The sequence below is a fragment of the Azospirillum sp. A23 genome (genome assembly GCF_042938965.1).
GTDB lineage: Bacteria > Pseudomonadota > Alphaproteobacteria > Azospirillales > Azospirillaceae > Azospirillum > Azospirillum melinis.
Map to the genome: position 1 here is coordinate 800,600 of NZ_CP170667.1, position 20,579 is coordinate 821,178.

General features: G+C 67.6%; 20 protein-coding genes. 10 read left to right on the top strand and 10 right to left on the bottom strand.

Annotated elements, in window-relative coordinates; genetic code table 11:
* The first annotated feature begins 24 nt into the window (after positions 1-24).
* Complete coding sequence (gene purD, locus ABNQ40_RS21165; protein WP_109052159.1) at positions 25-1,311, top strand: phosphoribosylamine--glycine ligase; 1,287 nt, start codon at positions 25-27, stop codon at positions 1,309-1,311.
* Between the two features lie 74 nt (positions 1,312-1,385).
* Here the strand turns inward: purD and ABNQ40_RS21170 are convergent, their stop codons facing one another.
* Positions 1,386-2,891 (bottom strand): PAS domain-containing methyl-accepting chemotaxis protein, encoded by a 1,506-nt coding sequence (locus tag ABNQ40_RS21170; RefSeq protein WP_109052160.1) that lies wholly within the window; start codon positions 2,889-2,891, stop codon positions 1,386-1,388.
* Positions 2,892-3,134: 243 nt separating this feature from the next.
* A complete protein-coding gene (locus tag ABNQ40_RS21175; RefSeq protein WP_109052161.1) occupies positions 3,135-3,587 on the bottom strand; it encodes a nucleoside deaminase in 453 nt (150 codons plus the stop codon).
* A gap of 105 nt (positions 3,588-3,692) precedes the next feature.
* Between ABNQ40_RS21175 and ABNQ40_RS21180 the strand changes: the two genes are divergently transcribed.
* From ABNQ40_RS21180 to oxlT, 3 genes are all read left to right on the top strand, one after another.
* Positions 3,693-5,018: a pseudouridine synthase gene (locus ABNQ40_RS21180; protein ID WP_109052162.1), complete on the top strand. Its 1,326-nt coding sequence runs from the start codon at positions 3,693-3,695 to the stop codon at positions 5,016-5,018.
* On the top strand, positions 4,999-5,559 hold the full coding sequence (gene rsmD / locus ABNQ40_RS21185; RefSeq protein WP_109052163.1) for a 16S rRNA (guanine(966)-N(2))-methyltransferase RsmD: 561 nt from the start codon (positions 4,999-5,001) through the stop codon (positions 5,557-5,559). Before ABNQ40_RS21180 ends, rsmD begins: the two co-directional genes overlap by 20 nt.
* Positions 5,560-6,222: 663 nt before the next feature.
* Entirely contained in the window at positions 6,223-7,569 is a 1,347-nt protein-coding gene (gene oxlT, locus ABNQ40_RS21190; RefSeq protein WP_109052164.1) for an oxalate/formate MFS antiporter, read from the top strand.
* A gap of 95 nt (positions 7,570-7,664) precedes the next feature.
* Here oxlT and ABNQ40_RS21195 read toward each other — a convergent pair whose 3' ends face one another.
* Positions 7,665-7,898 (bottom strand): hypothetical protein, encoded by a 234-nt coding sequence (locus ABNQ40_RS21195; RefSeq protein ID WP_109052165.1) that lies wholly within the window; start codon positions 7,896-7,898, stop codon positions 7,665-7,667.
* 311 nt (positions 7,899-8,209) lie between these two features.
* Between ABNQ40_RS21195 and ABNQ40_RS21200 the strand changes: the two genes are divergently transcribed.
* Complete coding sequence (locus ABNQ40_RS21200; protein ID WP_109052166.1) at positions 8,210-9,895, top strand: alpha-amylase family protein; 1,686 nt, start codon at positions 8,210-8,212, stop codon at positions 9,893-9,895.
* Here ABNQ40_RS21200 and ABNQ40_RS21205 read toward each other — a convergent pair.
* A complete protein-coding gene (locus ABNQ40_RS21205; RefSeq protein WP_109052167.1) occupies positions 9,892-10,329 on the bottom strand; it encodes a helix-turn-helix domain-containing protein in 438 nt (145 codons plus the stop codon). The genes ABNQ40_RS21200 and ABNQ40_RS21205 overlap by 4 nt on opposite strands.
* A gap of 146 nt (positions 10,330-10,475) precedes the next feature.
* Between ABNQ40_RS21205 and ABNQ40_RS21210 the strand changes: the two genes are divergently transcribed.
* Both ABNQ40_RS21210 and ABNQ40_RS21215 read left to right on the top strand, forming a co-directional pair.
* Positions 10,476-11,087: an NAD(P)-dependent oxidoreductase gene (locus tag ABNQ40_RS21210; protein WP_109052168.1), complete on the top strand. Its 612-nt coding sequence runs from the start codon at positions 10,476-10,478 to the stop codon at positions 11,085-11,087.
* Between the two features lie 124 nt (positions 11,088-11,211).
* Positions 11,212-11,448: a hypothetical protein gene (locus ABNQ40_RS21215; protein ID WP_109052169.1), complete on the top strand. Its 237-nt coding sequence runs from the start codon at positions 11,212-11,214 to the stop codon at positions 11,446-11,448.
* A 36-nt stretch (positions 11,449-11,484) separates the two neighbouring features.
* Here ABNQ40_RS21215 and mutL read toward each other — a convergent pair whose 3' ends face one another.
* Positions 11,485-13,401: a DNA mismatch repair endonuclease MutL gene (gene mutL / locus ABNQ40_RS21220; protein WP_109491203.1), complete on the bottom strand. Its 1,917-nt coding sequence runs from the start codon at positions 13,399-13,401 to the stop codon at positions 11,485-11,487.
* 60 nt (positions 13,402-13,461) lie between these two features.
* Entirely contained in the window at positions 13,462-13,827 is a 366-nt protein-coding gene (locus ABNQ40_RS21225; protein WP_109052170.1) for a hypothetical protein, read from the bottom strand.
* A 258-nt stretch (positions 13,828-14,085) separates the two neighbouring features.
* Here ABNQ40_RS21225 and ABNQ40_RS21230 point away from each other — a divergent pair, with 258 nt between their 5' ends.
* On the top strand, positions 14,086-15,303 hold the full coding sequence (locus ABNQ40_RS21230) for a DUF3095 family protein (protein WP_109052171.1): 1,218 nt from the start codon (positions 14,086-14,088) through the stop codon (positions 15,301-15,303).
* Between the two features lie 9 nt (positions 15,304-15,312).
* Here the strand turns inward: ABNQ40_RS21230 and ABNQ40_RS21235 are convergent, their stop codons facing one another.
* Positions 15,313-15,987 (bottom strand): hypothetical protein, encoded by a 675-nt coding sequence (locus tag ABNQ40_RS21235; protein WP_109052172.1) that lies wholly within the window; start codon positions 15,985-15,987, stop codon positions 15,313-15,315.
* Positions 15,988-16,108: 121 nt separating this feature from the next.
* Positions 16,109-16,546: a YccF domain-containing protein gene (locus ABNQ40_RS21240; protein WP_109052173.1), complete on the bottom strand. Its 438-nt coding sequence runs from the start codon at positions 16,544-16,546 to the stop codon at positions 16,109-16,111.
* 266 nt (positions 16,547-16,812) lie between these two features.
* On the opposite strand from ABNQ40_RS21240, the gene ABNQ40_RS21245 reads away from it, so the two are divergent.
* Together ABNQ40_RS21245 and ABNQ40_RS21250 are read left to right on the top strand one after the other, a co-directional pair.
* Complete coding sequence (locus tag ABNQ40_RS21245) at positions 16,813-17,361, top strand: hypothetical protein (RefSeq protein ID WP_391348802.1); 549 nt, start codon at positions 16,813-16,815, stop codon at positions 17,359-17,361.
* Positions 17,362-17,635: 274 nt separating this feature from the next.
* Positions 17,636-18,340 carry an alpha/beta fold hydrolase gene (locus ABNQ40_RS21250; protein WP_391348804.1) on the top strand — a complete coding sequence of 235 codons (705 nt, stop codon included), beginning with the start codon at positions 17,636-17,638 and terminating at the stop codon, positions 18,338-18,340.
* A gap of 9 nt (positions 18,341-18,349) precedes the next feature.
* Here ABNQ40_RS21250 and ABNQ40_RS21255 read toward each other — a convergent pair whose 3' ends face one another.
* The gene (locus ABNQ40_RS21255) at positions 18,350-19,021 is read right to left on the bottom strand and encodes a LuxR C-terminal-related transcriptional regulator (RefSeq protein WP_391348806.1); all 672 of its coding nucleotides are present in this window, start codon (positions 19,019-19,021) and stop codon (positions 18,350-18,352) included.
* Between the two features lie 328 nt (positions 19,022-19,349).
* Positions 19,350-20,030 (bottom strand): LuxR C-terminal-related transcriptional regulator, encoded by a 681-nt coding sequence (locus ABNQ40_RS21260; protein ID WP_376956509.1) that lies wholly within the window; start codon positions 20,028-20,030, stop codon positions 19,350-19,352.
* Between the last annotated feature and the right edge of the window lie 549 nt (positions 20,031-20,579).

Consider the following 20,579-nt stretch of genomic DNA (forward strand, 5'->3'; position numbering starts at 1 on the left):
ACAAGGCGGAAGGAGCGCCCCCCCATGAAAGTCCTCGTCGTCGGATCGGGCGGTCGTGAGCACGCGCTCTGCTGGGCCATTTCCAACTCGCCGCTGTGCGATGCGCTCTATTGCGCGCCGGGGAATGCCGGCATCGCCGACGTCGCCACGCTGGTGGCAATCGGGTCGGAGGATGTCGACGCGCTGGTGCGCTTCGTCCAGGAGAATGCCATCGACTTCGTCGTCGTCGGTCCGGAAGGGCCGCTGGTGCTGGGTCTGGTGGACAGGCTGACCGCGCTGGGCGTCAAGGCCTTCGGGCCGAGTGCGGCGGCGGCGGAGCTTGAGGGTTCCAAGGGCTTCATGAAGGACATCCTGGCGAAATATGGGGTGCCCACCGCCTTCTACGAACGCTTCAAGGATCCCGAAGCCGCCAAGGCCTATGTGCGCAAGCATGGCGCCCCCATCGTGGTGAAGGCCGACGGTCTGGCCGCCGGCAAGGGCGTCACCGTCGCCCGCACCGAGCAGGAGGCCTTCGAGGCCATCGACGACGCACTGGTCGGTGGCCGCTTCGGCGCCGCCGGCGCCGAGGTGGTGGTGGAGGAGTTCCTGGACGGCGAGGAGGTCAGCTTCTTCGCGCTGTGCGACGGCGAGAACGCCCTGCCGCTGGCCTCGGCCCAGGACCACAAGGCGGTCGGCGACGGCGACACCGGCCCGAACACCGGCGGCATGGGCGCCTATTCCCCGGCCCCGGTGCTGACCGCCGACCTGCAGGACCGCGTGATGCGCGAGATCATCCTGCCGACGGTCAAGGGCATGGCGGCGGAAGGCAAGCCGTTCAAGGGCGTGCTGTTCGCCGGCCTGATGATCATGCAGACGCCGGACGGCCCGGTGCCGAAGACGCTGGAGTTCAACGTCCGTTTCGGCGATCCGGAATGCCAGACGCTGATGATGCGGCTGAAGTCCGACGCGCTGGCGGCGCTGGTGGCGGCGGCCGACGGAGTGCTGGACAGCATCGATCTGCGCTGGCACGACCGGACCGCGCTGTGCGTGGTGATGGCGGCCAACGGCTATCCCGGCGATTACGCCAAGAACACCGAGATCCGCGGGCTGGACAAGGCCGGCGCGGTGGATGGCGTGACCGTGTTCCATGCCGGCACCAGGCGGGCCGAGGATGGCCGGGTGCTGTCGGCCGGTGGCCGGGTGCTGGGCGTGACCGCGCTGGCGCCGACGGTGGCGGAGGCTCAGACGGCGGCCTACAAGGCGGTGGATGCGCTGGACTGGCCGGGCGGCTTCTGCCGCCGCGACATCGGCTGGCGGGCGGTGGGGCGGTAAGCTCCGCTGTCGGACAGGAAATCGGGGGGCGCAGCGATGCGCCCCCTTTTCTTTTCCCTCAGATTCTTTTCCCTTTAGGCCCGCAGCCGCTCCGACGTGGAGGCGATGTTCTGCGACACAACTTCGATGTCGCGGACCACGCGGGTGACGCTGTGGGCGATCTCCTTGGTCGCCGATTCCTGCTGCGACACGGCGGCGGCGATGGTGGTGGAGATCTGCTGAACGTCGGTGACGATCGTGCCGATGCGGCGGATGGCATCGACCGCGTGCAGCGCCTCCTGCTGGACCGACGCGATCTGTGCCGCGATGTCGTCGGCAGCGCTGCCGCTCTGCTGGGCCAGCGACTTCACCTCGTTCGCCACCACTGCGAAGCCGCGGCCCGCCTCGCCGGCGCGGGCGGCTTCAATGGTGGCGTTCAGCGCCAGCAGGTTGGTCTGCGAGGCGATGCTGTTGATCAGCTTGGTGATGGCACCGATGCGCTCGGCCGAGGTGACCAGGGCTTCCACCGCGGCGTTGGTGCGGGTCGCCTCCTCCGATGCCTTCAGCGAGGCGCCCGACGCCTCGTTGGCGCGGTTGCTGATGTCGGAGATCGAGGCCGACAGCTCCTCCGTCGCGGCGGCGACGGTCTGGGCGTTGGCGGTGGCGCGGTCGGCGGCGGTGCCGACTTCGCGGTCCAGAGACGCGGCAAGGTTGGCGATGCTGCTGCGGCGTTCGCCGTCCAGTTCCGCCTGCCGCAGTTCGGCCATCTTCTGGCCGTGGATGTCGATCAGCGACCCGCAGGCGCGCAAGGCCAGGCCGTTGCCGTCGCGGGCGACGCCGCCGATGGCGCGGAACCAGCGATAGGTGCCGTCCTTCAGCTTGAGCCGGTAATCGACGTCGTAGCCGGTGCGGCCGCTGCGGTCGTTCAGGCAGGCCATGAAGCCGTCGAAGGTCCGCTTGGCGTCGTCCGGGTGCAGCCGGTCGGCCCAGGAATTGACGCCGTCGGGGAAACCGACCTTGTCGTCACGGTCGAAACCGGCGAGGCGGCGGAATTCCGGCGACCAGTGCCAGCGGCTCTGCGCATGCATCGGGTCGGCGTTGTAGAACACCGCATCCCAAAGGCCGACACCGGCATGGCGGTCGAGCAGCTTGGCCCGCTCCAACTCGTTGCGCTCGGCATCGATGTCGATCAGTGACCCGCAGGCGCGGAGCGCAAGGCCGCTGCTGTCGCGGGCGACGCCGCCGATGGCGCGGAACCAGCGATAGCTGCCGTCCTTCACCTTCAGCCGGTAATTCACGTCATAGCCGGTGCGGCCGCTGCGGTCGTTCAGGCAGGCCATGAAGCTGTCGAAGGTTGGCTTGGCATCGTCGGGGTGCAGCCGGTCGGCCCAGGATCCGACCTTGTCGGGGAAACCGGCCGTGTCGTCGTGGCCGAAGCCGACGAGGCGGCGGAACTCCGGCGACCAGTGCCAGCGGCTCTGCGCATGCATCGGGTCGCCATTGTGAATCACGGCGTCCCACAACCCGACACCCGCATGGCGTCCCAGCAGAGCCAACTCTTCGGCTGCCTGATTGTCCTGGGGCTTGCGGAACGACAGCATTCTTTTTAACTCCCGATGGCTGAAGGCGACAGACGCATCATGGGAGTATATTCGTTAAACAAACACTTAACAGAGCATACCTTGTTTATACGTATTATATGCGACGGTTGCTGCGATCTGATGAATTTCGTCCGGATTTTCTGTGGGGTGAATTTGTTTGCATACGTTTGCTGTTGAGAAATTCTGTTCCGGCATGGCGATAACAATAATGCGCGTACCGAGAGTCCAACCGTCGGCGAAGGCCTACCGGCGCTCCCTGAAGAAGTCCCGCAGCAGTTTCCCGGCCCGGGTCTCGCCGATTCCGCTGTAGACTTCCGGCGCGTGGTGGCAGGTCGGCTGGGTGAAAAAGCGCGGGCCGTGGTCGACGGCGCCGCCCTTGGGATCGTAGGCGCCGTAATAGACCCGCCGGATGCGGGCGAAGCTGATCGCCGCGGCGCAGAGCGCGCAGGGCTCCAGCGTCACATACAGGTCGCAGCCCGGCAGGCGGGGCTGGCCGCGTCCGGCACAGGCGGCGCGGATCGCCAGCAGTTCGGCATGGGCGGACGGGTCGCACAGCTCCTCCGTCCGGTTGCCGGCGGCGGCGAGCACCGCACCCGTTGCGGGATCGACAACGACGGCGCCGACCGGCACCTCGCCGCGCGCGGCAGCGGCCTCGGCGGCGGCGAAGGCGAGGTTCATATAGGAGGGAGAGGGCATGGCCGGGCAGGGTGCCTACCGGCCGCCGAGCCCGTCAACCGGATTCCGGTGTCGGAGCGCTGGACCAGTGTTGCGGGCGGCGCGTCCAGGCCCTATGGTCCGGCCATGGACCGCTCCGATACTGTCAAGAAATCCGATTCCGCCAATAATGGCGGTGAACGCATCGCCAAGCGACTGGCGCGTGCCGGTCTATGCTCGCGCCGCGACGCCGAACGCTGGATCGCCGAGGGCCGCGTCGCGGTCAACAGCCGCGTGCTGGACAGCCCGGCCTGCGTGGTGCGCCCCGGCGACATCGTGCAGGTCGACGGCAAGGTCATTCCGGAACCGGAGCCGGCCCGCCTGTGGCGCTATCACAAGCCGTCGGGGCTGGTCACCACCGCCCGTGACGAGAAGGGGCGCGAGACCGTCTTCGACCGCCTGCCGCCCGACCTGCCGCGCGTGGTCTCCATCGGCCGTCTCGACCTGACGACCGAGGGACTGCTGCTGCTGACCAACGACGGCGAGTTGGCCCGCTTCCTGGAGTTGCCGGCCACCGGCTGGACCCGCCGCTACCGCGTGCGCGTCTTCGGCGAGGTCGACGAGAGGCAACTGGCGGCGCTGGAGAAGGGGCCGACCATCGAAGGCGTGAAGTACGGCCCAATCGAGGCCGCGCTCGACCGCATCCAGGGCCGCAACGCCTGGCTGACCGTCAGCCTGAAGGAAGGCAAGAACCGCGAGATCCGCAAGGTGATGGAGTCGCTGGGGCTCCAGGTCAACCGGCTGATCCGCGTCGCCTATGGTCCGTTCCAGCTCGGCAAGCTGGAGGAGGGTGCCGTCGAGGAGGTGCCGAAGCGCGTCGTCCGCGAACAGATCGCCCCCTTCTTCGGCACGCCCGAAGGGGCGGAATCGACCGAGTCCGGCACCAAGCAGCGCGCCAAGGCCCGTGCCGAAGCGGCGGGGAAGTCCGGTCCGAAGGCCGCACCCTCGAAAGGCGGGGCGGCGGCGGTCGATGCCAAGGCGGCGCCGAAACGCGCGCCGCGGTCCGCCACCAAGCGGCACGAGGCCGAAGCGGCCCGCACCGAAGAGACCAAGCCGGCGCGGCGCGGCGGGGCCACCCGCGGCACCCTGTCGCTCGGCGGCGGCTCGGCGAAGCCGGGCCGTTCCGGCAAGCCGGAGGGCGCCCGGTCCGACGCCCCGCGGTCCGAGGGTGCACGTTCTCGCGATGACAGGGCTCGCGACGACCGGCCCCGCGATGACAGGGCCCGGGAAGACCGGCCGCGGGACGGCAAGGCTCCCGGCTCCAAGCCAACCGGTCCGAAGGGGGCTGGCCCGAAGGGTGCCGGTCCGGCGCCGCGGGGCGGGCCGAAGGCCGGTGGCGAGAGGTCCGGCGACCGTCCTGGCGGCGGGGCTGGCGGACGGACGGAGCGCCCGCGTGCGGATCGTCGGCGGTAAGCACCGCGGCCGCAGTCTGGTGGCGCCGGGCGGGCGCGATACCCGCCCCACCACCGACCGCACCCGGCAAGCCATTTTCAACATCCTGGCCCACGCCGACTGGGCGCCCGAGTTCGAGGGCGCCGCGGTCGTCGATGCCTTTTGCGGTACCGGTGCGCTGGGGCTGGAAGCCCTGTCGCGCGGCGCCTCCTGGTGCGGCTTCCTCGACATGGGCCGGCCGGCGCTCGACGCCGTGCGCGCCAATGTCGAGGCTCTGCGCGAAACGGCGAACGCCCAGATTCTGCGTGCCGATGCGGCCAAGCCGCCGCCGGCCCCCCGTGCCTGCATGCTGGCCTTCCTCGACCCGCCCTATGGCCAGGGGCTAGCGCCGCGCGCGCTGGAGGGGCTGCTGCGCGCCGGCTGGCTGGCCGACGGCGCGCTCGCCGTGGTTGAGGTCGCCGACCGCGACCCGCTGCCTCTTCCCGATGGTTTTTCGGCGCTCGACGAGCGCCGCTATGGCGACACCCGCGTCGCCTTCCTGACGGTCCGCCACCTGGCCTGACCGCATGGACGGTTCCCGCTTGCCCTGCCCCAGGCGTTGCGGGTCAGTCCTTTAGAACCCCCCGAGTTCCATTTTTTGCCTGCCCCGCCCACCCGCCGATGGGGACGCATCCCTGGCGTTCCAAGGCTGCCGCCCGTGTTTTTCCATCATGCGGAAAGACGAAACGGATTGTTGAGTTCCAAAACAATCCGAGCAAAACATTATGTGTCGCCGATGCGGTTCCTCTATGGAAACGGCGGCATCTATCTATCTCCTAAGACTGCACACCCTCGTTTGAGGGGGCCGTGCAGGTACCGGCACGGCTTCTTTTTACAGAACACGCGACCGATCGGGTGATCCGATAATAGAACCGGTGTGGACCGCTCGCCGGATGTGGTGTGTAAGGTAAGTTTTACTTGATCGGACAGTATGCCTACGGCGTCGATCCGTCCGTCGGTGTCTTTTTGTCCCCGGTTTTGGCATACCAGATTACATATCTGGCATTCCTAAATCGGGACAATCGAACTCCGAGCGATTGTCGGCATCCGCGCCGAGTTCCGGAAAGGAACCGTCAGCAAGAGCGGTCCGTCCGGGTCATTCCGCAATCGTGATTGGCGTGCCGGTCCCCGGGAGAGGGGCCGTGCCGCCGGCTCAGGCAAGTTTAAGGGAGGCACGATGGCTCATATGAATTCACAACCGGCGGCGGAATCCGCGGCGCCGGTGACCGATGCGGTGCGCTGGACGCAGATCGTCGTCGGTATCGTCTGCATGGTGGCGGCGGCCAACATCCAGTATGCCTGGACGCTGTTCGTCCCGGAAATCCAGGCGACCCATGGCTGGACGCGCGCATCGATCCAGACCGCCTTCACCATCTTCGTCGTCGTGCAGACCTGGCTGACGCCGATCGAGGGTTACTTCATCGACAAGTACGGCCCCAAGGTGATCGTCGCCGCCGGCGGCTTCTTCACCGGCCTGTCCTGGATCATCGACAGCTATGCCGGCACGCTCACCATGCTGTATGTCGGCTCGGCCATCGGCGGCATCGGCGTCGGCTGCGTCTACGCCACCTGCGTCAACAACGCGCTGAAGTGGTTCCCGGAAAAGCGCGGTCTGGCGGTCGGCCTGACGGCGGGCGGCTATGGCGCCGGTTCTGCCCTGACCATCCTGCCGATCTCGGCGATGATCCACAGCAGCGGCTATCAGTCGGCCTTCTTCTGGTTCGGCCTGGTGCAGGGCGCCATCATCATCTGCGCCGCGCTGTTCCTGCGCATGCCGCAGAAGGAGCAGGTCAAGGCCTCCACCAAGGTCGCGCAGACCCGCCGCGACTACACGTTGGGCGAAGCCGTCCGTACCCCGGTGTTCTGGGTCATGTGGGCGATGTTCATCGGCACCGTCACCGGCGGCCTGATGGCTGTGGCCCAGCTCGGCGTCATCGCCCACGATCTGGGCGTGAAGGAAGCACCCGTCAGCGTCTTCGGCCTGACCATGGCGGCTCTGCCCTTCGCCCTGATGCTGGACCGCGTGATGAACGGCATCTCGCGTCCGCTGTTCGGCTTCATCTCCGACCATATCGGCCGTGAGGCGACCATGTTCGTCGCCTTCACCCTGGAAGGCGTCGGCATCATCATGCTGAGCCGCTTCGGCCACGACCCGATGATGTTCCTGATCCTCAGCGGCATGGTCTTCCTGGCCTGGGGCGAAGTGTACAGCCTGTTCAGTGCCACCTCGGCCGACACCTTCGGCACCAAGCATGCCGGCAAGATCTACGGCGTCCTGTACTGCGCCAAGGGTGTCGCCGCCCTGCTGGTCCCGCTGGGCAACCTGCTGATGGAAGCCACCGGCACCTGGGCGACCGTGCTGTATGTGACCGCCACCATGGATCTGACCGCCGCGGCCTGTGCGCTGCTGGTCCTGAAGCCGATGCTGGCCCGGCACCATGCCCGGAACGAGGAACTGGCACGCCGCGCCGAACATGGCGATGCAGCCCGCGCCGTCCCGGTCGGAGCCGCCGCCGGCACCGCCAACGGGTAAGGGGAGCGGTTAGAGAGACAGTCGGGGGGCTTCGCTCGGAAGACTGACTGACGGATGCGGGCCGGGATGCGCGAGAGCGCCCCGGTCCGCATCGTTCATTCGATCCAGAAGGGACGGTCCTTTGCCTTGCCGGGCTTGCCTTCGGAATTGTTTTCGGCTTGCGCCGCCTGCTGGAAGCGGTCGGAGGAGAACAGGATGCCCGGCTCGTCTTCCGTCTCGTCCTTCTCCGGCTCGATCACGGTGAAGCCGCCGCGGCCGCTGGCCATGTAGACGGCGTGGCCGATCATGCCGGTCAGCGCGAGGAACAGAAGGGCCTGGGTCTCGATCATGGCGGAAACGTCCTTATCGGGAGGGGAGGGGCATCGACAGGAACAACAGTGCGTGAGGCCAAACGACATCCTCCGCGGGCAGCGGATGCCCACGGTGGCGGCTCAGTCATGCTGTGCTGCAACATAAGCAGGCCGGCATGCTACCGCAAAAAGTTTTGCATACCAGATGCCGGATGCCTGACCTGCAACTTTGCCGCAGGCGTCTCTACCGCCGAAGACCGGTTCGCCCCGCAACCAAAGTGGCCTTGCCGCTGTTCCCCGCCTGTCCTCCCCGCATCGGGCCGGGGGTAGGGCATCGCGATGGAGCGGCCATGATCCGGGACCTCTGGTACAAGAATGCAGTGATCTACAATCTGTCGCTGTCGACCTTCATGGACGCCAACGGCGACGGCGTCGGCGATTTCCAGGGGCTTCTGCGCCGGCTGGACTATCTGCACGGGCTGGGGGTGACCTGCCTGTGGCTGGGGCCGTTCCAGACCTCGCCGATGAAGGACGACGGGTATGACGTCGCCGACTATTACAACGTCGATCCGCGGTACGGCACGCTGGGCGATTTCGTCGAGTTCACCCACGCCTGCGAACAGCGCGGCATCCGGGTGATCATCGATCTGGTGATCAACCACACTTCCGACGAGCATCCCTGGTTCAAGGCCGCCCGCAGCGATCCCGACAGCAAATATCGCAACTGGTATGTCTGGTCCGACAAGAAGCCGGAGAATGCCGACCAGGGCATGGTCTTTCCCGGCGTGCAGAAATCAACCTGGACCTATGACCGCGAAGCCAAGGCCTGGTATTTCCACCGCTTCTACAAATTCCAGCCCGACCTGAACACCGCCAATCCGGAGGTGCACGCCGAGCTGCTGAAGATCATGGGCTTCTGGATCCAGCTGGGGGTCGCCGGCTTCCGCATGGACGCCGTGCCCTTCATCATCGCGGAGAAGGGGGCGGACGTCACCACGCCGAAGGAGCAGTTCGGCATGTTGCGCAGCTTCCGCGAATTCGTGCAGTGGCGGCGCGGCGACGCCATGCTGCTGGCCGAGGCCAACATCCTGCCGGAAGACGATCTGGAATATTTCGGCACCGACGGCGATCGCTGCCACATGATGTTCAATTTCCAGGTCAACCAGCATCTGTTCTATGCGCTGGCGACCGCGGACACCGCACCGCTCGCCAAGGCGCTGGAGGTGACGAAGCCGCGGCCGGCCACCGCCCAATGGGGCACCTTCCTGCGCAACCATGACGAACTGGATCTGGGCCGGCTGACCGAGGAGCAGCGGCAGGCGGTGTTTGCCGCCTTCGGGCCGGACAAGTCGATGCAGCTCTATGACCGCGGCATCCGGCGGCGGCTGGCGCCGATGCTGAACGCCGACCGGCGGCGGGTCGAGCTGGCCTACAGCCTGATGTTCACCCTGCCGGGGACGCCGGTCATCCGCTATGGCGACGAGATCGGCATGGGCGACGACCTGTCGCTGCCCGAACGGAACTGTGCCCGCACGCCGATGCAATGGTCGGATGAACCGCATGGCGGCTTCACCAAGTCCGACGAGCCTGAAAACCCGGTGATCAGCGGCGGTGTCTTCGGGTACGAGCGGATCAACGCCGCGATCCAGCGCCGCGACCCGCAATCGCTGCTGAATTGGACCGAGCGCATCATCCGCATGCGCAAGGAGTGTCCGGAAATCGGCTGGGGCGACTTCCAAATCCTGAAGACCGGCCGGCCGGAGGTGCTGGCCCTGCGCTACGACTGGCGCAACAACGGGGTGGTCGTCCTGCACAACCTGTCGGACACGCCCTGCGAGATCGTCCTGGACGTGGACGGCCATGGCGAGGGCTGCCGGCTGGTCAATCTTCTGTCGGAGGACCACAGCGAACCCGATGCCAAAGGCCGCCATCATCTGGTGATGGAGGCCTACGGCTATCGCTGGTTCCGGGTCGGCGGGCTGGACTATCTGCTGCGGCGGACGGAGGGGGACGGGAAGCCCGGCGACGACGTCTAGGCGACGTCCAGCCGGACCGGCGCGCCGTCTTCCGTCCGGTCATAGGCGGCGCGGGCCTCCAGCATCTGCGCGATGTGGGTCTCGGCCCACATCCGCAGGGGCACCAGCGTTTCGGCCAGCGTGGCGCCCAGCGGCGTGATGGAGTATTCGACGGTGACCGGCACGGTGGCGAAGGCCTTGCGGCTGACCAGCCCGTCGCGCTCCAGGCTTTTGAGCGTCTGCGACAGCATCTTCTGCGAGATGCCCTCGATCTCGCGGCGCAACTGATTGAAGCGCATCGGTCCGCTTTCCAGCAAGCCGAGGATCAGCACCGTCCATTTGTCGGCGATCCGGTCCAGCGCCTGCCGCGTCGGGCAGGCGGAGGCATAGGCGTCGGGCAGTTGATCGACCTCCGACGGCCGCTTGCCGCCCAGCCCCAGCAGGGTCCTGTCCATCCGTATCCACTCCCAGTTCAGTCATCCAGACCGACGACCCGGCGGTTACGCACGGGTGACCATGTCACGAAAAGGTGCCTTCTTTACACCAGATTTCTAAAGCGGCATCAAGTCACCATTGGAAACCTAGTTGGAGGACACCCGTCATGAACGTCGCCATCATCGGTGCCGCCGGCCGCGCCGGCAGCCGCATCCAGGCCGAACTGCTCCGCCGCGGCCACAGCGTCACCGCCATCGTCCGTGACCCGGCCAAGGTGGCTGCCGCCCCTGGCCTGACGGTGAAGGCCGGCGACGCCAACGACGGCGAGACGCTGGCTCCGCTGCTGGCCGGCCATGATGCGGTGGTCAGCGCCGTCATGTTCCTGATGAGCGATGCCGAGACGCTGATCGGTGCGGCGAAGCGTGCCGGCGTGCCGCGCTATCTGGTGGTCGGCGGCGCCGGCAGCCTGGAGGTGGCACCGGGCGTGCGCGTTCTCGACCTGCCGGAATTCCCCGAGATCTACAAGGCCGAGGCCACCAAGGGCGCCGAGTTCCTCGACCGCCTGAAGGCCGAGCCGACCCTGAACTGGACCTTCCTGTCGCCGTCGGCCGAATTCGTGCTGGGCGAGCGGACGGGCAAGTTCCGCATTGGCTCCGACTCGCTGCTGGCGGACGAGACCGGCCGCAGCTGGATTTCCTACGAGGACTTCGCCGTGGCGCTGGTCGACGAGATCGAGACGCCGAAGCACGAGCGCAAGCGCTTCACGGTGGGGTACTGAGCGCGGCCGGGATATCTCTCCGGTAGGTTGTCCGGCGCAGGGGGCTGCAATCTTCCATTACCTCTCCCATGTCTTCGGCAAGGGCAAATCAAGCCCGGCAAGACAAGACATGGGAAGGAACGGAATGGCTCTGATCCCCTGCGCCGCCTGCGGCCACACGATCTCCACCGAAGCTCCGTCCTGCCCGTCCTGCGGACACCCTGGTGCGAACGCGAAGGGGGACCGCGACGGGATGGCGCGGATCGCCGGGACTGTCGCCGGCTCCTACATCTCGGCGCAGATGCTCGCCAGCATCATCGTCGGCTCGGTCGCCATCGTCAGCTTTGCCGCCATCATGATCGCGATGATTCTGAAGGGGTGAGGCCCGGCAACCGGAACTGGCAGCGGAACTGCCGGTCTACCGCCTCCCGAACAATCTCTCGATGTCCGCCAGCTTCAGCTCCACATAGGTCGGCCGGCCGTGGTTGCACTGCCCGCTGTGCGGGGTCGCCTCCATCTGGCGCAGCAGGGCGTTCATCTCGTCGACGCTCAAGCTGCGGCCGGCGCGGACGCTGCCGTGGCAGGCCATCGTCGCGCAAACCTCCTCCAGCCGTTCCTTCAGAGACAGGGCGTCGCCCAGTTCGGACAGTTCCTCGGCAAGGTCGCGGATCAGGTTCTTCACATCCGACTGGCCGAGCAGGGCGGGCACCTCGCGCACCATGACGCAGCCGTGGCCGAAACCCTCGATCACCAGACCGAGTTCGGCCAGTTCGGCGCTGCGGCCGAGCAGGCGGTTGGCGGACGGTTCGTCCAGCTCGATCAGTTCGGGGATCAGCAGGGCCTGACGCTTCACCCCGCCTTCCAGCAGCGCGGTCTTCATCCGCTCGTAGACCAGCCGTTCATGGGCGGCGTGCTGGTCGACGATGACGATGCCCTCGCGGGTCTGAGCCACGATGTAGGTGGTGTGGACCTGCGCCCGCGCCGCCCCCAGCGGGTGGCTGTCGGGCGGCGGTTCGGGTTTGTGTGCGGCCGGGTCGGGGGCGCGGTATTCCGGCGGGCGGGCTGCCGGGGCGAAGCCGTTGCCGAAGCCGCTGAGGCGGCCTTGCAATGGCGGCAGCCCCGTCTGGGTCGGTGCCTGGAAGGCGGCGGAGCGCTCCGCCAGACCGCGCGGGACGGATGTGGGCGTGTAGGAACCGCCCCAACTGCTCCCTGTGCCACCGCCCGACCCGCGGCCGTAGGGCAGGGGGGAGGGGGTGAAGCCGCTGTCGGTGTCCCCGGCAGGTTCCGGCCGCAGGGCGCCCAGCGTGGCGAGGCCGACGGTGGTCGACGCACGGTGGCCGGCCTCGGCCAGCGCGTGCTTCAGCGAGCCGACGATCAGGCCGCGCACCAGACCCTGATCGCGGAAGCGCACCTCGGCCTTGGCCGGGTGGACGTTCACGTCGACCTCCTGCGGGTCGATGTCGAGGAACAGCGCCAGCATCGGGTGGCGGTCGCGCGGCAGGAAATCGGCATAGGCGGCGCGCACCGCCCCCACCATCAGCTTGTCGCGCACCGGCCGGCCGTTGACGAACAGATGCTGGTGCTTGGCGGTCGGGCGGTGCAGGGTCGGCAAACCGATCCAGCCGGCCAGCGACACCCCCTCGCGCACCGCCGTCACCGGGACGGCATTCTCCTGGAAATCGCGGCCCATCAAGGCACCCAGCCGGGTCAGCCGGGCGTCCAGCAGGTCGCCCTGCGCCGCACTCAGCCGCAGGCCGCCGCGCCCGCCGTCGCTGAGCGTGAAGGCGACGCCGGGATGGGCCATCGCCAGCCGTTCCAGGCAATCGGCGATGTGGTCGTATTCGGTGCGCGAGGCTTTCAGGAATTTCAGCCGGGCCGGCACGGCGGCGAACAGGTCGCGCACCTCGATCCGCGTGCCCTGGGCCAGCGCCGCCGGCTGCGGCTGGCCCTTGGCGCCGGCATCGACCGTCAGGCTCCAGGCGCTGTCGGCGTCGCGGGCGCGGCTGGTGATGGTCAGGCAGCTGACGGCGCCGATGGACGGCAGCGCTTCCCCGCGGAAGCCGAGAGAGCGGATGTCGAGCAGATCGTCGCCCGGCAGCTTGGAGGTGGCATGGCGTTCGACCGCCAGCACAAGCTCGTCCGGCGTCATGCCGCAGCCGTCGTCGGTGACGGCGATCAGCGACTTGCCGCCGTCGCGCGCCACCACGTCGATGCGGGTGGCGCCGGCGTCGATGGCGTTCTCCACCAACTCCTTCACGGCGGCGGCGGGACGTTCGACCACCTCGCCGGCAGCGATGCGGTTGACCAGTGTTTCAGGGAGCAGACGGATCGGCATGCCCATAGATATAGTGCCGACCGTCGGCCGACACCACCATCATCAGGCAGCTATTCGCGCTTACAGACCCTTCAGGGCCTTCATGTATTCGACCAGCTTGCGCTCGTAGAAGGGCTGCGGCGGCTGGTAGCGGGCGACGAGGCCGGCTTCCGCCGTCATCTTCACCACCATGCCCATGCAGGAAACATCCACCGGATCGCCGCCAAGGTCGAACTGCAGGCGGAAATCGAACTTCTGCTTGGCGATCAGGTCGCCGTCATAGGGGCGGATGCGGAAAGAGCCGATGACGAACTCCTCCGGCACATATTCGTGATGGTCGATGACGATCTTCGGCGGGGTGGAGGGGCGCTCCTTGCGCGGCTCGGCCGCGGACTTGGCGCCGCCCGACTCCTTGTTGCCTCCAGAGAATTTCGACAGCCAAGACATGAAGAGCGACGTCCTCTTGTTCCGAAACCCTGAAACCATACCGACATATTCAGACAGTTTTGGGGGCACATCGTTTAACAACGGTTAATGACGTAAGCATTCGTTACGGCCCGGTAATTTCCGTGCCGGGACCGCGCATTGACGATGCCGGCTTCGCTGACCGGGCTGTGACTTTCGGGGTTCCTCCTCCCTGCCGCTTCGGCTGCGGTCATGCTAGGCTTCGACCTCGTCCCGTTGCCGCCTGTTGGGGGAACCGCCATGCCTCTGTTGCCGATGATCCGCGATTTCGCCGCGGAGGCGTCGGATCCCCGGCGCTATGCTGCGCTCGACGGCGGCTGGTCGCTGGCGGTTGCCGACGTCACCGGCAGCACGCTGCTGGCCACGCAGGGACGCCATCGCGACGTGAATTTCGTCGCCGCCGGGGTGGTCGCGGTGCTGTCCGACGCGGTGCGCATCGGGCAGGAGCCTGCCGCCTGCCAGTTCGGCGGCGACGGCGCCATCGCCGCGGTGCCGCCGGGGCGGGAGGACGGGGCGCGGGCGGCGCTGTCCGCGCTCGCCCACTGGTCGGCGGAGGTGATGGACGTGCCGCTGCGCGTCGGGCTGGTGCCGGTGCAGGCTCTGCTCGACCAGGGGCTGGAGGTGATGGCGGCGCTGCACGATGTCGGCAACGGCAACAGCTTCGGCCTGTTTCTGGGTGCCGGGGTGGTGGCGGCCGATGCCTGGGTGAAGGAGGATGCGCGCTGGCGCCTGCCGCCGCAGCAGGGGCCGTTGCCTGGGCTGGAGTCGGTCTCCTGCCGCTGGAACCCGGTGCCGCCGCGGCGCGGAACCGTGCTGTGCGTGATCGTCGATGCGGTCGATCCGGGGGCCGCGGGGCTGCTGGAGCTTGCCCGTGTCCAGCGCGCCATCGAGGCCATCGTGCCCACCGCCGGCGCCGCCCCGCTGGGAGTGGGGGAACGGCTGGAGGCGCGCTGGCCGCCGGACTGGCGTTCCCTGCTGATGGAGGTGCGCGGCGGCCGGGATGATGCCGGTCTCGGGCCAAGTCTGGGCACGCGCGTCCGCCGGGTGGGCAAGGCGCTGGCCGGGTCGGGACTGCTGGTCCTGCTGCTGAGGCTGGGCCTGTCGCTCGGCAGCTTCGATCCGCAGCGCTACCGCCGCCACATGGCGGAGCGCACCGATTTCCGCAAATCGGCCGGCGGGCCGCGGCTGGTGCTGGACGTGACGGAGGGCGAGGCCGATGCCATAGAGGCGTTGCTGGCCCGGGCGGCGCAGGCCGGCTTGATCCGCTACGGCACCGCGCGGGCCGATGCGACCACCGTCACCTGTCTGGTCGGCGACGTGACGGCCGACCGTCATGTGCATTTCGTCGATGGGGCCGGGCTGGGGTTCTGGCGCGCTTCGGTCATGTTGAAAGCGATGAAGGCGCGGGAAAAGGCCGGGCAGGCGACGGAACCGGAGACCGCCGCCGCCCTGTCGTGATCCAGCCGGTCAGGCGGTGATGTCGACACCCTGCGAGCCGCGCGGCGTCAGGCTGGCGAACAGGCTCTGCGCGCCGGAGAGGTCGCCGGAGCTGAGCGAACTGCTCAGGCTGCTGAGATTCTTCTTCAGGGTGCCCAGGAAGTCGGTGGAGCTGCTGTCGCTGCCACTGTCGTCCCCGCTGTCGCTGTCGGCGGCGCTCTTCAGCATATCCGACAGAGCCGACAGCGAATCCTGCGCGCCCGACACGTCGCCGGACTGCAGGGACTGGGCGAGGCTGCCGACGGTGCTGCGCAGCTCGTCCGACCCGCCCTCGTCGCCCGGCGGCGGGCCGTTCGGCGGTGGGCCGCCGGCGCCGCCGGGACCGCCGCTGGGCGGGCCGTTCTTGGACATCGCCTGCTGGACCTGACCGATGTCACCGCTTTTCAGCGCCTCTCCCACGCTGGACAGCAGCTTCGACAGCGGGTCCTTACCGGTGCTGGCGCTGGTGCTTGACCCGCTGCTGCTGCCCTGCTTGTCGGACTGCAGCTTCGACAGGGAGTCGTAGGCGGACTGGACGGCGGTCATGTCGCCGGACTCCACCGCCTTCTTCAGGCCGTCGATGCCCTCGCGGATTTCTTTACCTGGCCCTTGCGGCCGCTGATAGGTCTGGCCGACGGCCGACGCACTCACCATGGATACCGACATGGCACTCTCCAACGGATAGCCTCACAAGAGGCAGTACGGGGGAGGCATGGGACTCCTGCGCACCGGAATGCGGGTGACCGTGCGGCTTCGATAAAATTGTCGGAAATGCCGCAGGCGGGGATCAGATGCGGCCGGTCACCCCCCGGCCGACGCCTTCCGACGGCACGATCTCGGTTCCGACCGGCCACAGCGCCAGCAGCGCAAGCTTCAGATGCGCCCAGGCGAAGGGCAGGCCGATGATGGTGATGGCGAGCCCCACCGCCGCGACCAGATGGCCGAGCGCCAGCCACCAGCCGGCCAGCACGAACCACACGATGTTGCCGATGAAGCCGAGCGCGCCGGTGCCCATGTCTTCGCGCCCGCGGAACTCATCCCGGCGCACGGCGGTTTGTCCAAAGGGGAGCAGGGTGTAATGGGCGATGGTCAGGGCGGACCTGGCCCAGGGCAGGCCGATGATGGACACGGCCATCAGGACCGCGGCCAACAGCCAGCCGAGCGCCATCCAGATGCCACCCGTGACCAGCCAGAGCAGATTGAGGAGAAGACTGAGCAGAGGCATGACACGTAACCCTCCCTTTCGCCGCAGATGTGGGGATGGTCATACGGCGCGCCTAGAGGTGGGCCGGACAGATATCGGCAGATGCGAAGATGGGGCACCCCGTCCGGCGGCGCGAAAGAGGGAGAGCCTCATGCCATCCATGCCTTGAACCGGATCCGTACGGTCCACAGATCCGAATCAGGCATCATGACGACGCATCCGGACGGGCCCTTTGCCGGCAGCACCGCCGGCGGGCCGCCTTCCGGATCACACGGATCGGAGGCCGCATGAACGAGGCTTTGAACACCGACGCCGGCGCCGACGCGCCGAACATGCCGGGCGAGGGCGAATCGCTCTCGCCGGTGGTCGCCGCCATCCTCGGCACCGCCGTCGCGGCCGCGGTCAAGCGCGGCGGCAATGGCGACGTGGTCCGCGGGCTGATCGCGGGTCTGCGCATCCTGCGCGCCACCGTCGAGGAAGAGGCCGGCTACACCATGGCCGCCGCCGTCGACAACGCCATCCGCACCCGCCTGCTGGCCGACAACCTGTCGCGCCTGCGCGTTAGCGGAGAGAAGCCGCAGGCCGTCCCGCTGCCGGAGCCCGGACCGGGTGCCAGCGCCGCCGCCGCCATCTTCGAGAGCGCAGCGGAATCCTGCCTGACCGTCAATGCCCATGCGGAGGACAACGGACCGCTGGAAACCGCGGTCTTCGCCTTCACCGCACAGTTGCTGCAACAGCTGGGTGGAGCGCCGGAGTGGCGCAGCCTTGTCGGCGAGTTGCGCCGTCCCCTGGCGGTCGCACCCGACCTCGAAGGCGAGGAGGTGACGCTGCATTGACCGGTCGCCACGGCAGTTGTCTCGGCCGGTGATCGGCAGGCTGACCGCCTGTGATCGAAAGCGGCCGGGAACCGGCCGGCAAGTCATGGAATTTGCTTTGCTTTTGTCGTGTTTCGACGGTGGCTGAAACCTTTTGCGGGCAGGGTGGGGTTTTAGCCCCTTTTCAGGGTTTTGCCCGATTTATCGAACGGGACGACTTCGGTTCGGCTTCGTTACGGTTGGGTTCGGCGGTGGGACGGTCCCATCGCGGAACGCCACCATCGGGGACCCGACCGTGTTCTTTCACACCCAGCCTTCCACCGTCCGCGCCGGACGGGCAGACGCCGCCCGCTGTCCGGTGAACGGTCTGACCGCGGACGGGGTGGGGGCTGCCTGGACGGGAGACCGCACGGCCGACCGTGCCGGCGATCCGTCCGGGCGGCGGGTGATCTTCCTTCATCCCGGCAAGGGGGCGTGGTGGCGCCTGCTGGACCATGTTCCGGCGGGCCAGGAATGGCTGACCGTGCCGGCCGCCGCCGGAGCGGCGATGCTCTCCCCGCTGCTGGTGGAGCGTGGCGGGCGCCGGCCGGTTCTGGTCGCCGGTGCGGTGACGGCGCCGCTCGCCATCGCCGCGGCGCTGGATTTCCCGGAACAGGTCGGCGGCGTGATGATCGTCGACGATGTCGGCGCCGAATCGCCGATGCGCCGGCGCTGGAACGCGCTGACCGCCTGTTTCGGCCGGCCGTTGCCGACGATGCCGACGGGCGATCTCGGGGACCTTGAATCCGAACTGCCGGCGGTGCGGGTGCCGGTGATCCTAATTCAGGGCAGCGACCCGGCCGGGCTGTTCGCGCGGCTCGAAAGCGGGCTGACGGGGTGCCGCACCCTGACGGTCGTCGCCGTGTCCGACGCCGCCGCCATCCGCCCGCGCACCCATGCGACCGAACTGCGCGGCGCCCTGCTGGCGCTGGTCTCCGCCGTGGAGCGGGCGCAACGGTAAGGGAGTTTCTTACAGGCTCTGGGCGGTCAGCGCTGCCTGGGTGCGGTTGCGGACGCCGAGGTGCCGCAGGATGGCGGTGACATGGACCTTCACCGTGCCTTCTGTCAGCCCCAGCTCATGGGCGATCTGCTTGTTCGACTTGCCGTCGCGCAGCCGGGCGAGGACATCGCGCTGACGTGGCGTCAATTGGTCGCCGTTGGCATTGGCCATCCCGGCATTGTCGTCCATCGCCTCGCCGGAACCGTGCCCGCCATAGCCGCCATGCGTCTGTTCGACACGGTCGGCGCCGCGGATGGCCTGTTCGGGAAGATAGATTCCACCGGCGAGCACCAGCTGCAAGGCGCCCAGCAGGACCTTGGCGCTGGAGGATTTCGGGATATAGCCGGCAGCGCCGTTTTCCAGGGCCGCCAGCAGGTCGGACCGCTTTTCCGACCCGGACACCACCACCAGAAGCGCCTTCGGCAGGTTGACATGAATGTCGCCCAGCGCCGAGAAGCCGGTCCAGCCGGGCATCCCCAGATCGAGCAGGATCAGGTCGAACGGTCTGGTGCCGTCGCACAGCGCCCTCACCTCGTCATAGGTGCTTGCCTCGAAAAACGTCATGTCGGCGTCGAATTGCGCCAGCAGTCGGCGCAGACCGTCTCGGAACAGCAGGTGATCGTCGGCGATCAGCACGTTCATCGCGGGCATTTCCAGAAGGTTGCGGCGATCTCACACCGGGATGGCGTCATCGGCCCGCAGTTCACATAAGCACGTCCATTCTCACGCTGTAGTTCGCTTTTGGTCTTAGACCGCTTCCTCTATGCCTGCCGTCCTTACCGGCCATGGGGCTGGCGGGGAGCTTGCCACGGGTTGCCCGGACGGCCTGCGGAAACGGAAGAGCGCTGCAAAAGGCAACGTCCCGCTCCGCCGGCCGCCTGCCCCGGATGGAAGGGGCGGACGGCCGGGACGGAAGGCGGGCGGGGCCATTCGGCAGAGCGGTATGCCGATCCGTCGGATCGGGCGGCAATCAGACGGTGGCGGCGACGCCGGTTTCGGCGGCCTGATCGCCGATGCCGTTGTTCAGCGCCCAGATGGCGGCCTGGGTGCGGTTGGAGGCGTTGATCTTGCGCAGCAGGCTCTTCAGGTGAACCTTCACGGTGGCTTCCGTGATGCTCAGGTGGTTGGCGATCATCTTGTTGCTGTTGCCGTTCAGCAGGCAGCGCAGGATCTGCACCTCACGCTGCGACAGGCCCTTGCGGCGGGTCGGCAGCTCGGCGCCCATGTCCTCGGTGCGGCCGCTGACCAGCAGCTCGGCGAGGTGGGTCGGGAACACCTTCTCGCCCATCATCACCAGCTTCAGCGACTGCATCAGCGCCTCGCAGGCGATGTCCTTCAGCAGGTAGCCGCCGGCACCGGCGCCGAGCGCGGCCGACAGGCGGCGGGTTTCCAGATCGTTGGTCAGAATGACGATCCGGATCGACGGGTGAGCCTCGCGCAGGCTGCGCATCGCTTCGACTTCCTCGTCGGCGCCGCTCGGCAGGTCGATGAGGATCAGGTCCGGGTTCTGGCCGGTGCCGAGCGTCGACAGGCCCTCGCGCAGGCTGCCGGCTTCGCCGACGACGTTGAAGGGGGTGCCTTCGAACAGACGCTTCATACCCTCACGGAAAAGCTTGTTGGCATCGATGAGGAAAACGTTGATGGCATCCATGGTCCAAGCCCGCCTTTTGTTCCGTTCCGATCAAAGTCGCGCCGGGTGGCGCTTCGGAGGCATCCCCGACCTTCCGCTCCTGCGTCCGGTCCGCTCCCCCTCAGGGTTCGGGGGTGCCTCCTTGTGATCCATAGATACCCCCGATTTGCGCCGCGCAAAATTTCGCTTAGGTAAATTTCGCGTCGAGCAATGGACATATGCCGTAAGCCCGCATAAGACAAGATGAGGACATAATGCGGCTTGCCCTGGTCGGGTGGAATAACTGTCTGTGACAGAAAAGGGGAAATCGTTAACGGTCATGCCGTGACTTCGTAAGGACACTGAACGATAGTGTCGGGTGACTTTAACGACGAAGGGCCTCGGCCGGGCAGAACTACGTCATCGCCCGATGGTTGGAGTCCTATGTCCCGGAAATTTGCCATTAGGCATAAGCGTGGCCGGGCCGCTCTCCGTCGCCGGGCGGGGTATGCCGCCATCGACGGGGGTCGTGCCGGGGCGTTCTGTGCTGTATACGTTCCAGCCGCGACAGAGCATTCGCACGTTCGAGCC